This window comes from Adhaeribacter aerolatus, from assembly GCF_007991635.1.
Taxonomy (GTDB): Bacteria; Bacteroidota; Bacteroidia; order Cytophagales; family Hymenobacteraceae; genus Adhaeribacter; species Adhaeribacter aerolatus.
Genome location: NZ_BJYS01000007.1, coordinates 96404 through 111766, shown reverse-complemented (window position 1 = coordinate 111766; position 15363 = coordinate 96404). Strand labels below are relative to the sequence as shown.

Here is a 15363-nt window from a genome sequence, read left to right as displayed (position 1 = left end):
AAAGTATAAAGTGGCTTAATTATACATTTTCTGCCGTAAAGCTTTTATCTGCTCATCTTCCAGGTATTCTTCGTAACTCATGCGCTTGTCTATAATTCCTTTAGGTGTAAGCTCTATAATGCGGTTAGCAATGGTATCAACAAACTGTAAATCGTGCGAAGAAAATAAAATAGTGCCGGTAAAGTCTTTTAAACCGTTGTTTAAGGCTGTAATAGACTCTAAGTCCAGGTGGTTCGTAGGTTCATCCAGTAACAGGAAGTTACCCGATTGCAGCATCATTTTAGACAGCATACAACGCACTTTCTCACCGCCGGATAAAACATTGGCTTTCTTAAGCGATTCTTCGCCGGTAAACAACATCCGGCCCAAAAAGCCGCGGATAAAACTCTCGTCCTTTTCATCGGAGAATTGTCGCAGCCAATCCACCAGGTTCAAATCGGTATCGAAATAATGAGCATTGTCTTTCGGGAAGAAAGCCGTAGTAATCGTAGTGCCCCAGGTAAATGAACCGCTGTCCGCCTGTTTCTCACCCATTAAAATTTCGAAGAAGGTAGATGCCGACAAGTCGTTGCGGCCCAAAACGGCAATTTTATCTTTTTTATCAACGGTAAAGCTGATGTTTTTAAATAAAGTTGTGCCGTCTTCCAGTGTTTTGCCCAGGTTTTCTACGGTTAGCAGTTGGTTTCCGGCTTCCCGCTCGGGTTTAAACTGAATGTAAGGGTACTTCCGGGAAGAAGGCTTAATATCTTCTAAGGTTAATTTATTCAGTAATTTCTGGCGCGAAGTAGCCTGTTTAGATTTAGAAGCATTGGCGCTGAACCGCCGGATGAATTCTTCCAGTTCTTTGCGTTTATCTTCGGTTTTCTTGTTGGCTTCGGATCTCTGTTTAGAAGCTAACTGGCTCGATTCGTACCAGAAAGAATAATTTCCTGCGTATAACTGAATTTTACCGTAATCAATATCGGCCACGTGCGTACACACCGCATCCAGGAAGTGGCGGTCGTGCGAAACTACAATTACCGTATTAGTAAAGTTATCCAGAAAATGCTCCAGCCACAGAATAGATTCGGCATCCAGGTGGTTGGTAGGCTCATCGAGCAATAAAATATCGGGGTTGCCAAACAGCGCCTGGGCTAATAATACCCGCACTTTTTCGCTGCCGCTCAATTCTTTAACCAGCGAATAATGCAGTTCTTCTGTTATGCCCAATCCGTTCAAAAGGGTAGCCGCGTCATTTTCGGCGTTCCAGCCTTCCAAATCAGCAAACTCGGCTTCCAGATCAGAGGCCCGCAAGCCATCTTCTTCGGTAAAATCCTCTTTCGCGTAAATGGCGTCTTTTTCCTGCATGATATCGTACAGGCGTTTGTGACCCATTATTACGGTTTGCAATACCGGGAACTCGTCAAACTCAAAGTGGTTTTGCTTTAAAACAGCCAGGCGCATTCCACCCGGAATTTCTACCCGTCCCGTCCGCGGATCGATATCACCGGATAATATTTTAAGGAAAGTTGATTTACCGGCACCATTGGCACCTATCAGGCCGTAACAGTTACCGGGGATAAATTTTATGGTTACGTCTTCGAATAATGTGCGCTTACCGTACGACAAGCTAACATTGGAGGTACTAATCATATCAGGAATTTTTTCGGCCGCAAAGGTACGGAAATTATTTTGGTTAAACTTTTAATTGAACTAATTTAAACTAACCAAACAGGTTAAGCGGAGGTTCGAAAGAATCTGAACTTTGTTTTGGCGCCGGTTTACAGGCATCAGACATAATGAATAAGAAATAATAATAAGCTGGTAAAACAGAAAAAATGGCTAAAATATAAAACACAGAGTGGGATAACCTAGTATATAATTTCAAACATATAAGAAGAAACAGTATCAGGCTTTTTATTTTTTATAAAAAGTTAACCATTAAACGAAAGAATATGGCAACAGAAAAAGTCTCTATACCAAGTATCGGCGTACGATATGGTATAATTGCGTGTGTATTAATGATAATTTATTTTATAGTAATGGTTTTATTGGGCCTGTCGGATATAGAGGTGGTCCGTTTTTCCAGTCATATCTTTATTATAATTGCAGTAGTGCTGGCTATTGGTACTTTTAAACGGTCCAGAGGCGGTCATATGCCGTATCTGCCTGGTTTAGGAATTGGGTTTGTGGTTGGTCTGGTAGGTTCCGCGCTGTACGCGGCTTTTATATTTTTATACGCCCATTTCATCGACCAGGATTACCAGCAATCTTTAAGAACCCAGGATTATTTTGGTACCTTTTTATCACCTCTGGCTTTGGCCGGCTCCATTACGTTGTTGGGCCTGATGATTGGGGCTTTTACCGGCTATACCCTGATGATGTTATACGATAACTCCGGTGGCAGCTTCGAGAACAAGAAGGCCTGATTTATTAAGAATCGGGAATAGAAATCTTATTGGGACGCGGCCATGCAGCTTTAAGCGTTAGAATACAGAAAGCCGGTATATTGCCGGCTTTCTGTATTTTAGTCCTGCGGAATATTTATTTAAGCGATTTGGCTCGATAGACCAAAGGTATTTTGTCCTGAATTTTAAAATTTTTATATCTACACCAGCGGGCCTTTAAATTATCTGCTAAAGAAATGCATGAGGCCACCATCATTGCCTGAAGGATAAAACAACAGCATTGGATTTTCTGCCGCTTTTAACACCGCAAACTTATCTGTTTTGTATTCAGGTTAAAAGTACATAGTTCTCTAAATTTGTATAAAGCCTTGGTAAAATCTGGCCTTTTTTAGGGCAGATTGTATTATTTCTTTTTCCTTAAAAAATGATAGGAATGGGATCATCAACGGATGGTTCTTTGAAGTTGATTTATACTGTTGGCTACAACCTCGGTTGTGCTTACCAGAGCTGAAAAGTGCTTAATTTTAATTTTTTGGCCATTTTTTTCCACCAAATTGGCTCATATACGTATAAAACAACAGCAAATAATAGCTAATGAGCTAAAAATTTACTAACTTAAAGTAAACAATTTCAGCAGCTCAGAAACATAATTGACAAGGTTAACTAAAGTTATAAGAATATGAAGAAGTTAATTTTAAGTACTTTTTTTACGCTGAGTGTTTTGGCTGTTTCTGCCCAAACCGAAGGCAGCGCTGGTATGGCTCACCATACCGGAAAACCAAATAAAGATTACCTTTCTACGGTAAGTACCAGCGATGCTATCCGGCAACTATCAAACCAGATGCAACTAAACGAAGGCCAGTATATTCGTTTGCGCGATTTAAGCCGGGCTAAAAACGAGCAGGTAAGAGAAATAAATAATATGTATGCCAATGATGCAGCCACCCGGCAGCAAAAATTACAGGCGGCAAACCAGGAGTTTGAGCGGCAATTGGCTCAGACTGTTTCACAGGAACAATTTACGGCTTACTTAGCAACCCAGGGCCGGGCGCCTGCCAACACCGCTGGAAACAATTATCAGGCTACCGGATACGGGGGACAGTCTTTGGAGGGTGCCGCCGCAACCGGTACTTCGGTTAATGGTGGTGCCGTTAACCCCAACGAGGCTGGTACCACAAATAACCAGGGTGCTATAAACGCCAATACCGGCAGCAATAAAGAGAAGAAGGCCAAGCATATTAAAAAAGAGAATCGCCGGAACAAGATGAAAAAAGATAACCATCAGTAAGAGCGTAACAGCCGAATCCTTGCAAGAAAAAAGCCGCTAAAATATTTAGCGGCTTTTTTCTTTAAATATTATACCAATGTTTGATTGCGCTATCCTTCATTATCAACCCGGACTTTATAAACCCGATCCAGGGCATCGAACCGGATAAAAAGTTTACTGGCGGCGGATTGCATCGTCTTGTTTTTACATTGGTCGCCGGACTGGAGGTAATAGAAATAAACCCGCTCACCGCTTTTTTCGAGCGAATTTCCTTCGGGCTTTCCTAACGTTGACAATATTTGGTTGTGATTTAAACCAACCAATTGCGATTTGTTTTTAAGTAAGGCCGGCACTAAAGTGGGTCTGATATTCTGGCAACTCCGGACATCTTTTTGCCAGGCTTTTTCGTCAAAATCCGGTAAATCAACCGGCGATGAACAACTGGTAATAAAGCAGGTAAAAGCTAAAAGAATTACATTTAAAAAAGCTAAATGCTTGCGCAAAAATATTTTGTAATTATCAGAATTGACTAATAATAAAAGCATGGGAAAGGATTAATAATTAAATTATAGTGCAAAGATGCTGCGCGGCGGGGATAAATTGGAGAAAAAACGCTTAAATTTTAAAGTTGGGAACAATTATCTTTGTAAATCGCGTTCATAGAGTACCCTAATAAAAAAGCATATATGAAAAGATACACTGTACTAAGTGCCGCTTTTATCTTATTTGCCTTTACCAAGCCTGCCGTTAGTCAAAGTCCGGGTATTACTCCGGCGCAACCCATAATAGCCTCGGCTAATGTTACTGCCGAACGTGCGATGGCGATGGAAGCCGAAAACCCGGCGATAGCCGAACTTTCGGTAGAAAAAGCCTTTGAAGATTATATTGATGATAGCTTCGACCGGATGGATTTAAGAGGAAAAGGCTTAAAACTGGATATTTACCGGAAAGCAGTAATCGGTTTCCAAAATCTGAAGCGCAACAAAAAAATACCCGCTACCAAATCTGTTTTGTCGATTGTTGATTTTAGTAAATCGAGCCGGCAGAAGCGCCTGTGGATTATTGACCTGAAAAGCGAAAAATTAGTTTATCATACGTTGGTAGCGCACGGGCAGGGCAGTGGCAACGATTTGGCTACAGTTTTTTCGAATAAAATAAATTCGCACCAGAGCAGCCTTGGTTTTTATGTAACCGGCAATACCTACTTTGGCAAACACGGCTTGTCTTTAAAGTTACACGGCATGGATGCCGGCTTTAATTCCAACGCTTATCAGCGAGCCATTGTGGTACACGGGGCCGATTATGTCAGCAACGATTTTGTTAAACGCCAGGGCCGGTTAGGCCGCAGCCATGGTTGCCCGGCGGTTCCTGCCGAATTAAACGAAAAGATAATAAATTTAATTAAAGACAAATCTGTGCTATATATTGATGCGGATGTAGATTCTTACTCCTCGGTGTATTTAGATAAAACCGGTGCCCTGACCCAGTTTGCCGCCGAAAATAAAACTTTCCCATCGAGTATTCAGGCAAGTATTTAAGGTTAAATCCGTATAAACTACGAGGTAATTAAAACAAAGAAGCCCACCGACCATAATAGTCGGCGGGCTTCTTTGTTTTAAAGCGTTTAAGCTTCGTCTTTGGTGCCTTTTACCAGGCCTATACCGGAACCGAAAAATATTAATCCTACTACAAACGGAATCAGAGCATTAAAACGGCCACCGGGCAAACCACCGCCGCCACCGGTCATAAAACTATATGCACCCCAAATTATGCCAATTATGCCCAGTATGGTTAAAAGGGCACCAAAAGATCTTTTCATGTTCATGGTTACAGTATTTAAGTTTTTCTTTCTATTCTAAACTGTTCACCTTTTACGTTATAATTAACTGCGGGTATATAGTTTTTTTTTAATTTCTACCCAGCCCTGTTTTGTAGCGAATGTCTGCCTGTAGCCGGTAATTTTAGAGTTGAAAATATTCCTTGTTTCCGGAATATAACCATGAAACTATACCCCCGCTTTAGCGTTCATACATCCGTATAAATACTAGAAATCATGCGCGGATCCCTTAGATATATTATCGCCTTACTCATTGCCGGTTTTTCCTTTATTACCTATTGGTGTAAACGGGAAGAAAATGAAATTACCGGCGAAACCCAACACATAGACATGACGGTAGACCAGGAAATTGCCCTGGGTTTACAGGCCGCGCCGGAAATGGCGGCGCAGTACGGCGGCTTGCATTCCGACCAGCAGGCCACCGCCAAGGTAAAAGAAATAGGGCAGCGGTTGGTAGAACAAACCAAAGCCGGTACCAGCCCTTATAAATTCGATTTTCACTTGCTGGCCGACGAAAAAACATTAAATGCTTTTGCGTTGCCCGGCGGTCAAATATTTATAACGGCGGGCTTACTGAGTAAGCTCCAGACCGAAGGGCAACTGGCCGGAGTTTTAGGGCATGAAATAGGTCATGTAATTGCCCGCCATTCGGCCGAGCAGCTGGCAAAAGCTAAACTTACCCAGGGCTTATCCAGTGCAGCCGGCATTGCTACTTACGATCCGGATCGGCCGGCCAGTGCCACCGGCGCAGTTGCTGCGGCCGCTATAGCCAAACTCATGACTTTAAAATACGGCCGCGATGATGAACTGGAGTCGGATAACTGGGCCGTCCGGTTTACTGCCCAGGCCGGCTACGATCCTCGCGCTATGATAGGGGTAATGGAAATATTGGGCGCTGGCCGGGAAGGCGGGGGCGGTGTAGAATTCTTTCAAACCCATCCCAATCCCGAAAACCGGATAGCCCGTCTGCAAACCGCTATAGAGCAGGAGTTTCCAGAGGGTGTACCTAGTGGCTTAATTAAATAATCATTATCCTATTTATGTTACAAAAGCCTTCTTTTCAGAAAGCATTATTTGTGCTGAACCCTATTTCGGGCGATATAAGCAAAGAAGAGGTTCAGGCCATGGTGGAAGAATATTGCTACGAACACCACTTGCAACTTACCTTTTACCACACTACCGGAGATAACGATTGCAACGAAATAAAAGAGTTAATAGCAACCCAAAAGCCGGATGTAGTAATGGCTATTGGCGGCGACGGAACCGTGAGCCTGGTAGCCGAAATTCTAAATTTTAGTTCTATTCCGCTGGGTATTATTCCATTGGGTTCCGGCAATGGTTTATCTAAAGATATTGGCATACCCCAGGAAATAGATCAGGCACTGGCGCTCCTCAAAAACGGCGTTATCCGGAAGATAGATTCTTTGGACATTAACGGCAAAACCGTTTTTCATTTAAGCGACTTAGGTTTTAATGCGTTTATCGTAAAAAAATTTAATGAGGGCGAAACCCGTGGACCTGGTGCCTACGCCTGGATTGCTTTGCAGGAATATATCAATTACGCACCTTTTTCTTATAAAATCCAGACAGATAAAGAATATTGGGAAGGAGAAGCCTTTATGGTAACCATCGCCAATGCCAATGCTTTTGGCAGTAACGCTACCATAAACCCCAGCGGCATTCTAGACGATGGCTTTTTTGAAATTTGCCTGATAGAACCTTTCCCGAAAGGAGCAGCTATTGGTTTGCTCTTTAGTTTATACACCGATAAAATTCATAATTCGGTTTACTCCCGCATATTAAAATGCAAATCGGCTACTATCCGGAAAAGCGCCGATGATATATTACAGATTGACGGCGAACTGGTAGAAACGAGTGATACCTTAATCGTTAAAATGAATACCAAAAGTTTATCGGTGCTGATGCCGCCAGTTGTAGAAGAGGAAACGCAATAAAATATTAAGAACCCAAAACTTTGCGCTGAAAAATAATTTCCTGGGCGTGGCTTAGCAGGGTGGGTGGTTCGAGGGCCCGCAGCCAGACCTCATTAGGCGCGTAATAATCAACTACAAAAAAGCCTTTGTGTTCGTGGGTAAAGGCTGCTTTGCCGCCTTTCTTTACAAAAGCGGTTTTCGAACCCGAGCCACTTACTAAATAATGGTTGCCTCTAATTGGGAAATATTGCAGGTTATGGTCGTGGCCGGCTGCGTAAATAATATTTTTATGCTGGTGCAGTAAACGCAGTAATTTTTTGCGGAGCCGGCGGTACCGGGGATGCGCCATATCTTCGTAAGCTCCAAAAAATTTGCGGTAAACCGGGTATACCGAGCCAGCTACCGGTAAGGGTACGTATAATTTTTTGTGCGCCGCCGTTAACGGGAAAAAGTGCTGTTTTACCGTTGAGTGTCCTCCGTGCTGGGCATTGCTGAACAAAGGATGATGGGCCGCCAGCACTACGCAGTCGTTGCGGTGCTGCTCCAGCAAAAGACTTAACTCCTGAAAAAACTGTTCTTCGGTTTCTACCGTGCAGTTGTAGTTTTTGCCAATAGGGCGCAAGCCCCTTTGTACCCACCATTGCGTATTAATAATAATTAACTGCAGCCCCGGCACTAACGGCCTGGAAACCGGACCCGGACAGCCATCTAAAGGCAAGTAACTGTGCGTATTATTTAGCTCTTTCCGGATGAATTCCTGCTGCTCCAGCACGTACTGGTATCCATTGGAGCGGCCTTTATTCCAGTCGTGGTTACCGCTCAGGTATATTACCTGGCCCTGGTGTTTTTTAAACGTGTTGAGTTGTGCCATTATCCGGCGCTCGGCCTGTTCTCTTTTAAATCCGGAAAATGGTGGTAAGCCAGTGGGGTAGATATTATCGCCCAAAATAATCAGCGTGCCGTCCGGGCCATTCTTTTCCATCCATTTGCGCATTAGCACCAGAATAGGATCGTTTTCGGAATCGGTTATGCTGCCCGGATCGCCGAGTAAGGCCACCGAATGCACTGGTTTTTCCAGGTCGGACAGGGAGGCCGGACAGTGATCAGCTTGAAGTTTAAAATAGGGCCTGCGCCGGTAGCGGCGTTCGAGTAAATAGGCAGCCAGAAAACAGAGACAAAGCGATATGAAAAAATAAAGAAAATAATGATAAACCATGCACCAGCCTGAGAACTATTTAGTATACATACCTTTTTTGAGGCTTAAAAGTTAGGCGGTACCACATTTTTAAAATGCCCGTTCATTTTTACCCGTTCTTTTAGTTTCTCGGTTTCCAGCACCACTGGCAATAATTTCTGCAGGTGCAGCCACACAAACTCCTGCCGGGTTAGTTCATCGGGCAATTGTAACAACTCGTACTCCTGCTCGGTAGTCAGCCCTAGGTGATGGGCAATATCAAATATCCGGTAGTTGGCCGGTAATTGCAAAAATATTTTATTAATACCCAAAATGCTGTACAACTGCCGGATGCATTCTGTAATTTTTATTTTAAGCTGCGGATCTTCGTTCAGAACATCGGGTATTTCTTCAATAGTGCCGGCCGGGTAAAATTTATTCGGTGCCTGCTTAAAAAAGTCGAGAACCCGGATAAGTCGCAGGCCTTCGGTTTTAATATCCATTTCGCCTTTGGAGTGAATCTTTTGAATACTTAAAAGTTTCACCTCAGTGCCAATGGCGGAAACCTGGTTTTGCAAATAAGCCGGAATGCCAAACGTGACGCCGCTGGTTTCACACTCCTGAATTAGTTGTTTGTAGCGGGGCTCAAAAATATGCAGGTTCAGCTTCTCGCCGGGAAAAACCACCAGGTTCAACGGAAACAAAGGCAAAAATCGCGTCATTTAAAAGAAGTAAGATAACGAAAGTAACCTTTTATACGGAAAAATACGGAGCCGGACGGCTTTACTTTATTTGAAGCGCCCGGATTGCGATACTGTTCGTAAATATACTGAACTGTCATCGCTGCTTAAAACATTTACAAGTATTAAAGGAGTCTTTTAAATTAATGAAAAGCCTATAAAGTGGCTCCGGTATGTTGGGCAGATTGGTTTACAGAAATTTTAATTTTGTATTTTTGCGCAATAAGGAAGCATGAAGAAGGTAAATCTGAATATCAAGGCACTGGTAGTAAAGCTTATTTTGATTTTATTTCTGGGGAGCATTCTTTGGGTTTTGATATACCGTTGGTTACCACCGCCGGCCACCTTGCACATGTTTAAACGCCGTGCCGCCGCCGGTAAACAGGAATTGCCTAATAAAAAAATCAAATACACGTACGTTGCCATCGAGGAGGTATCGGAACAAGTGCCATTGGCCTTAATTGCCGCCGAAGATCAATTGTTTCTGAAACACGATGGGTTTGACTTTAAAGCCATGAAGGGTGCTTTTGAGCATAACCAGAAAAGCAAACGTGTTGCGGGCGGGAGTACTATTAGCCAGCAGGTAGCCAAAAACGTGTTTCTCTGGCACGGCCGAAGTTACCTCCGCAAAGGCGTAGAAGCTTATTTTACCTTTTTAGTAGAACTGCTATGGGGTAAAAAACGCATCATGGAAGTTTACCTGAACATAGCCGAAATGGGAGACCGCATTTTTGGCATAGAAGAAGCCGCCCGGATATATTTTAAAAAATCGCCAAAAGATTTAACACCAAACCAAGCCGCTTTAATTGCTTCGGTATTGCCCAACCCCATAAAATATTCGGTTAAAAACCCAAGTGGCGCTATTTTGCGCAAAAGGCGGCGCGTGGTACAGAATATGCGCCGGCTAGGCGGCGTAGCCCACGTAAAGCCAATTACCGACGGAAAAGAAAAATGAGTTAAGTTTATTTATCGGTCTTAGGTGTTGGGTTTTCAGGTGCTGCATTTTCTTCCGGTTCGGGACTTTCGTCTTTTATTTTTTCTTCTACAATAGCCGGAATTTCTTCCTGAAAAATCAGGCCTATTTTGGCTGCGTGCTCGGCGGCTTTTACGGTATTTTCTACTAGCAGCATTTCTACTTTACCTTTTTTAAGTTCTTCCGATACTTCCACCACCATTTTGGCCCGGTCGGGAAGTTCCACATCGCGGATGTAAATGGCCAGGATGCGGGTCGGGAAATTTTTAACTACTTCGCGGTAAATATTGGCGTCTTCCTGGCCGCTATCACCAATCAGCACAAAGTTTAGTTCCGGGTAAGTAAGCAATATATTCTGGATTTCTTTGTACTTGTGGCCCATGTGGTCGGAGCGGAAGAGTTTTTCTTTTTCCAATCCGAAATCGCGGAGCAAGATGGGCCCTGGCGGAATCCCGTTGATATCCATGAAATCGTGGAGCAAATCGTACATATTCCAGGGGCTGCTCGATACGTAAAAGAAAGGATTATTGCGCTTACCGTTGCGACCTAATTGCAGCGATTTGTAAAAAGCCGAAACGCCGGCAAATGGTAGCCGCGAGTGGGCATTATGAAAAACCACGTTGCCCCACATGGCCACCATGTTGGTAGATTGGGTTTTAATAATAGTATCGTCTATGTCGCTGATAATGCCGTATTCGGCGTCCAGTGGCGGTACTAATATCTCGGCTTTCGCCTGCAGCCCATCCGGAATTTTTACAGGAGCATCTACCAATTCAACTACCATGTGGTGCCAGATATCGGCTAATTCCAACGGTGTTTTGGGTTCCAGGTTTATGACAAAGTAGCCTTCTTTATCGGTAGTGGTAAAATATTCCTGGTCCTGAAACATTATTTTTAAACGGGCATTCGGTATTTCATCGCTTTCAAAACGCCGGTAGATGTTCAGAATATTATCCAGAATAGTATCCGTATCAGCGGGCGGAGTAACGCCTTTATCGGCCAGCACCCGGCCTTTGAGGTAAAGCCGGTTTCGGGTGCCGTAGCTCCGATAGGTAATAATTTGCAAGGGATTAAATAAACCCAAGCGCTGGCGGATGCTCAGAATAATATCATCGGCTTGGTCTTCCAGGTTAGATGCCAGGCGCGTAAATTGTTTTTGCCAATCTGCCATAACGTTCAAAATTTACCTCCGGAACGGTTGCCGGAGTAGTTCTGTTATTTCTTTTTCTTTATGCTTCGTAAGGCCGGTTAATAGAAAACACTGGCAATAAAGCTTCATAGCCGGAAATAAAAAATCCCGGTTTTTACCGGGATTTACTCTTTTTTTACCGGTTGGGTTACTGATTAAGGTTATTCTTTAGTTGGGCAAAGCTGCCGGAACCCGAAGGTGTGGTTTTACAGCCTTGCTGCTGGGCTTTATCGTTAATGGCCTGGATGCGGTTACCCGGATTGGGGTGCGTACTAAAAAATTCCGGCACAGCGCCGCCCTGATTTTCGGCTTCCATTTTCTGGAAGAAACCGGCTGCCCCGTTACAAGCATAATCGGTACCGGACAAGTAAATTACCGAAAAATCATCGGCTTCCCGCTCGGCATCCCGGCCAAACTTTAATCCGGTCAGACTGGTGGCTATTTGGGTAAGGGCACCCTGGTTTTCGCCGAGTACAACGGCCAGCAAAATATTAATACCGTACTGGGTTTGCAGTTGCTTGGTGGTGTGGCGCTTATCGGCGTGGGCAATTTCGTGGCCCAAAACCCCGGCAAACTGGTCTTCATTATCCAGGTATTTTATCAGGCCGGAAAACACGTAAATATGCCCGCCCGGGGTGGCAAAAGCATTTAGGGTTTTATCGTCTTTTATTATTTTGGTATCCCATTTAAATTCATCTTTATAAGCTACCTGACCCGAGTTTAAAATACGCTTCACAATCAGGTCGAGATTTTGGTAGGCAGGAGCGTAACGGGCATTATTCCGCTCAATTAACTGGCCTTTAGCCCGGTAAGTAGAATCTACGGTGTGGGCAACCTGCTCGCCCAGGGCAATATCCTGATCAATTGAAAACAACAGCCGGTCGCCGTTTTTATCTTTAGCGCACGATTGGGTAAAGAACGCCAGCAGCAAACCAAATAATGCCAGACGGTAAGAATAAATAATTTGTTTCATAGTTTAAAGCGTGAAAATTTAGCGCAATTTAAGCAAAGCCTTTGGGTTGCCGAATTCTTTTCAGACTGACAGCGGCTTTTTACAACGGTATTCATTCGTTTTACGAAAAACTAAATCGGGCAGCTTATTAATATTTCAGGAGAAAGATGAACCTAATAGGGGCAGGGAATTTTAAATAGCTACAACTATTTGGCTAAGCCACTTAACCAAAAACCTTTTAGGCTAATATCGGTTAATAATTACATTCCGAACCGGAAGTAAATATTCTGAAAATGACAAAAAGTTTAGCCGTAATAGATGTTCAGGCACTCCATGCCGATTTAGCCGGCGCCGCCTCCCTGGCTGGTTTACGGTATCTGCCCGACACCCGCAAAGGCATTACCCGCGAGAAACAAGGCGAAGATTTTAAATTTATTGACCCGAAAGGTGAAGAAATAACCGATGAAAAAACGCTGGAACGAATTAAAAAATTAATAATTCCGCCGGCCTGGACCGATGTTTGGATCAGTCCTTCGCCCAATGGGCATATACAAGTTACCGGCCGCGACCAGAAAGGACGGAAGCAATATATTTACCACGCCAAGTGGCGCGATGTACGGAGTTTAACCAAGTTTGGCCGGATGATAGCTTTTGGCGAAAGCCTGCCCCAAATGCGGGAACAAATTGAGAAAGACCTGTCCCAAAAAGAGTTAAATAAACGCAAAATTGCGGCGGTAGTGGTAAACTTACTCGATAATTCACTTATCCGGATTGGTAACAAGTACTACGCGGAATCAAATAAATCTTACGGCCTTACCACCCTGCGCGACAGGCATGTGAAAATTGAAGGCGATAATATTAAATTTAGCTTTGTTGGTAAAAAAGGTGTAGAGCACGAAATAGATGTTCGGGACCGCCGCCTGGCTAAATTGGTAAAAAAATGCAAAGATATTCCGGGCTACGATTTATTTCAATATTTCGATGAAAACGGCGAGCGGCAAACCTTAGAATCGGGTGATGTAAACGAATATATTCAGGAAATTAGCCAGCAGGATTTTACGGCCAAAGATTTCCGGACCTGGGGCGGCACTGTTTTAATGGTGCAATGCCTGGAACAAATGCTGGAAGAGCAGCCCGAACTGGAGAAAGAAAAAACAGTAAAGGAAGCTTTTAAACACGTAGCTAAAGGCCTGGGCAATACCCCCGCTGTTTGCAGCAAATATTATGTACATCCCCAAGTACTGGATATTTTTAAAGAAGATAAGCTCTACGATTACCTCAAAAAACACGATGCCCCCAGCAATGGTACTTCCTATTTGTCACCGATCGAGCGAATGGTGCTGGAGATGTTGAAGTCGGTAAAACCAAATTAAATAAAAGATTCAGTCGGTATTTATTTCGATTTATGCCCTTCAGCCATTAATTCGGTTTTACTTTTTCTTTCTTTAATTTTTATTACCGGAGTTCTTTTGCCCGGCTTATCTACTACAAATTCATCTTTATTACCCACGCCATCTAACGTTATCTTCTTAGTATCCTGGTAAGTAAAAATTCGATGATAAAGAAGGCGAGGCGATTCCCCGGGGGTTTCGGGTAAGGTAAAAACTTCTACCAGGGTAGTTTTGTCTGGCAACTGCTTTACAATAAATTTCTCCCTTTTTTCAGAACCCAAAACCTTTACATTGCTGGCTAACAACTGGTAATATTCGTCGGCTAATTGGGGTAAATTATTTACGCGTTGGGTTAACTTTTTACTTATTTGGGCACTAGCCCCTTGATTAACCGGATGCGGAAACCTAGACATGGCCTCTTGAATAACCGGCTGAGAAAGAGCTGACTGAAGTTCCTTCGCCACCTGTGCCCATTCTTCTGCCGAAATTTGGCTTAAAAACTTTTTGTCTAACTCTCTGCCTTTGTAAGCCAATCCGGCTACATCCGGAATATTATGAATAAAGGCTTTCATCTTTCCAACTAAAACCCGACGGGTCAGCAGCCAGGGAATCAGGCCATCGGCAAATTGGTAATAAGCATAATCTCGGTCTTTGGGAATGGGTTTATAAATGACGGTACCAGCGTCCATGCGGTATTCGGCCCAATTCCACTGCCCTTCGTGGCGATCTAAATCCATTATCAGAATATCGAACAAGCGGGCGCGGGCAAAAGCCAATTGATCTACCTGGTTATGGTGAGATGATTTTACCTCCCGGAACAGTTTTTTGGAGTTTATAACTTGCGTGGCCTTGCCAAAGTTAGGCGTTAAAGATTCTTTATTTTCGAATTTCTCTTCCAGCATTACTAATTTCCCCGCAAATAATTCCTGGAATTTACCTAAACCGGAACCGGCGGCCGGAACATAAAACAAATCCGGATTGGTGTGGAATATTTCCCCAGCTTTGGCCAGCGGCGGTACCGTAAAGGCCCCGTACGGGTTTATAGCCGATGTTTGATCCCGCATGATGTTACTGATAAAGGTTTTTTGCCAGAACGGCGACAAAGATTTAACCGGGTCTTTATCGAGGGTACGTAAGGTAAAAGAGCGGCCTTCGGAGTTTACCAGGGTCAGGCTGGTGGTTTGTAAGCCGCCACCTATTTCGGACGGCACTAAGCCGCCGCTTATTTGAGTTAAATTTAATATTGGTACTGCCACCGGCGTGGCCCACACATCCCGGTAATGCTTACCCCAAATGAAGGTGTGTACCTTAGATCGTTGGTAATGCTTACCGGCAGTTGCCCAAACAAACCCTGGTTCTGGCTGCGCAAGTTTTTCTGCCTCCGAGGCAGTGTATAGCGCATTTTTCTGAAAATAATTTTCCCTGGCACAACTCCCCAGGAATAATAAACTGAAAAGAAAAACAAAGCGGGTTAACGGCTGCAACATGCTTTTAATTTATTTATATAATCTGACCGCTT

General features: G+C 43.7%; 15 protein-coding genes. 7 read left to right on the top strand and 8 right to left on the bottom strand.

Annotation, left to right across the window (positions count from 1 at the left end; translation table 11 throughout):
- Nucleotides 1-15: 15 nt before the first annotated feature.
- Nucleotides 16-1632, bottom strand: coding sequence for an ABC-F family ATP-binding cassette domain-containing protein (locus AAE02nite_RS06875; RefSeq protein ID WP_146896313.1), 1617 nt, complete (start codon nt 1630-1632; stop codon nt 16-18).
- Between the two features lie 302 nt (nt 1633-1934).
- On the opposite strand from AAE02nite_RS06875, the gene AAE02nite_RS06870 reads away from it, so the two are divergent.
- Nucleotides 1935-2408 carry a DUF4199 domain-containing protein gene (locus AAE02nite_RS06870; RefSeq protein ID WP_146896311.1) on the top strand — a complete coding sequence of 158 codons (474 nt, stop codon included), beginning with the start codon at nt 1935-1937 and terminating at the stop codon, nt 2406-2408.
- Nucleotides 2409-3066: 658 nt separating this feature from the next.
- On the top strand, nt 3067-3675 hold the full coding sequence (locus AAE02nite_RS06865; RefSeq protein ID WP_146896309.1) for a hypothetical protein: 609 nt from the start codon (nt 3067-3069) through the stop codon (nt 3673-3675).
- A gap of 89 nt (nt 3676-3764) precedes the next feature.
- Here AAE02nite_RS06865 and AAE02nite_RS06860 read toward each other — a convergent pair whose 3' ends face one another.
- Complete coding sequence (locus AAE02nite_RS06860; protein WP_146896307.1) at nt 3765-4199, bottom strand: hypothetical protein; 435 nt, start codon at nt 4197-4199, stop codon at nt 3765-3767.
- A 141-nt stretch (nt 4200-4340) separates the two neighbouring features.
- On the opposite strand from AAE02nite_RS06860, the gene AAE02nite_RS06855 reads away from it, so the two are divergent.
- Complete coding sequence (locus AAE02nite_RS06855; protein WP_146896304.1) at nt 4341-5192, top strand: murein L,D-transpeptidase catalytic domain family protein; 852 nt, start codon at nt 4341-4343, stop codon at nt 5190-5192.
- Nucleotides 5193-5278: 86 nt separating this feature from the next.
- On the opposite strand, the gene AAE02nite_RS06850 is transcribed toward AAE02nite_RS06855, so the two are convergent.
- Nucleotides 5279-5479, bottom strand: a complete 201-nt coding sequence (locus AAE02nite_RS06850; RefSeq protein ID WP_146896302.1) for a hypothetical protein — start codon at nt 5477-5479, stop codon at nt 5279-5281.
- A 228-nt stretch (nt 5480-5707) separates the two neighbouring features.
- Between AAE02nite_RS06850 and AAE02nite_RS06845 the strand changes: the two genes are divergently transcribed.
- Together AAE02nite_RS06845 and AAE02nite_RS06840 are read left to right on the top strand one after the other, a co-directional pair.
- A complete protein-coding gene (locus tag AAE02nite_RS06845) occupies nt 5708-6517 on the top strand; it encodes a M48 family metalloprotease (RefSeq protein ID WP_146896300.1) in 810 nt (269 codons plus the stop codon).
- A gap of 14 nt (nt 6518-6531) precedes the next feature.
- Complete coding sequence (locus tag AAE02nite_RS06840; protein ID WP_146896298.1) at nt 6532-7446, top strand: diacylglycerol/lipid kinase family protein; 915 nt, start codon at nt 6532-6534, stop codon at nt 7444-7446.
- Between the two features lie 4 nt (nt 7447-7450).
- Here AAE02nite_RS06840 and AAE02nite_RS06835 read toward each other — a convergent pair whose 3' ends face one another.
- A complete protein-coding gene (locus AAE02nite_RS06835; protein ID WP_170252537.1) occupies nt 7451-8491 on the bottom strand; it encodes a metallophosphoesterase in 1041 nt (346 codons plus the stop codon).
- Nucleotides 8492-8685: 194 nt separating this feature from the next.
- Nucleotides 8686-9321, bottom strand: a complete 636-nt coding sequence (locus tag AAE02nite_RS06830; protein WP_146896294.1) for an LON peptidase substrate-binding domain-containing protein — start codon at nt 9319-9321, stop codon at nt 8686-8688.
- 250 nt (nt 9322-9571) lie between these two features.
- Here AAE02nite_RS06830 and mtgA point away from each other — a divergent pair, with 250 nt between their 5' ends.
- Nucleotides 9572-10294 carry a monofunctional biosynthetic peptidoglycan transglycosylase gene (gene mtgA / locus AAE02nite_RS06825; RefSeq protein ID WP_146896292.1) on the top strand — a complete coding sequence of 241 codons (723 nt, stop codon included), beginning with the start codon at nt 9572-9574 and terminating at the stop codon, nt 10292-10294.
- Nucleotides 10295-10301: 7 nt separating this feature from the next.
- Here mtgA and AAE02nite_RS06820 read toward each other — a convergent pair whose 3' ends face one another.
- Together AAE02nite_RS06820 and AAE02nite_RS06815 are read right to left on the bottom strand one after the other, a co-directional pair.
- Entirely contained in the window at nt 10302-11483 is a 1182-nt protein-coding gene (locus AAE02nite_RS06820) for an App1 family protein phosphatidate phosphatase (RefSeq protein WP_146896290.1), read from the bottom strand.
- Nucleotides 11484-11649: 166 nt separating this feature from the next.
- Nucleotides 11650-12474: a M48 family metalloprotease gene (locus AAE02nite_RS06815; protein ID WP_146896287.1), complete on the bottom strand. Its 825-nt coding sequence runs from the start codon at nt 12472-12474 to the stop codon at nt 11650-11652.
- A 272-nt stretch (nt 12475-12746) separates the two neighbouring features.
- On the opposite strand from AAE02nite_RS06815, the gene AAE02nite_RS06810 reads away from it, so the two are divergent.
- Entirely contained in the window at nt 12747-13826 is a 1080-nt protein-coding gene (locus AAE02nite_RS06810; protein WP_146896285.1) for a DNA topoisomerase IB, read from the top strand.
- A 20-nt stretch (nt 13827-13846) separates the two neighbouring features.
- Here the strand turns inward: AAE02nite_RS06810 and AAE02nite_RS06805 are convergent, their stop codons facing one another.
- The gene (locus tag AAE02nite_RS06805) at nt 13847-15331 is read right to left on the bottom strand and encodes a hypothetical protein (RefSeq protein ID WP_146896283.1); all 1485 of its coding nucleotides are present in this window, start codon (nt 15329-15331) and stop codon (nt 13847-13849) included.
- Nucleotides 15332-15363 lie beyond the last annotated feature (32 nt).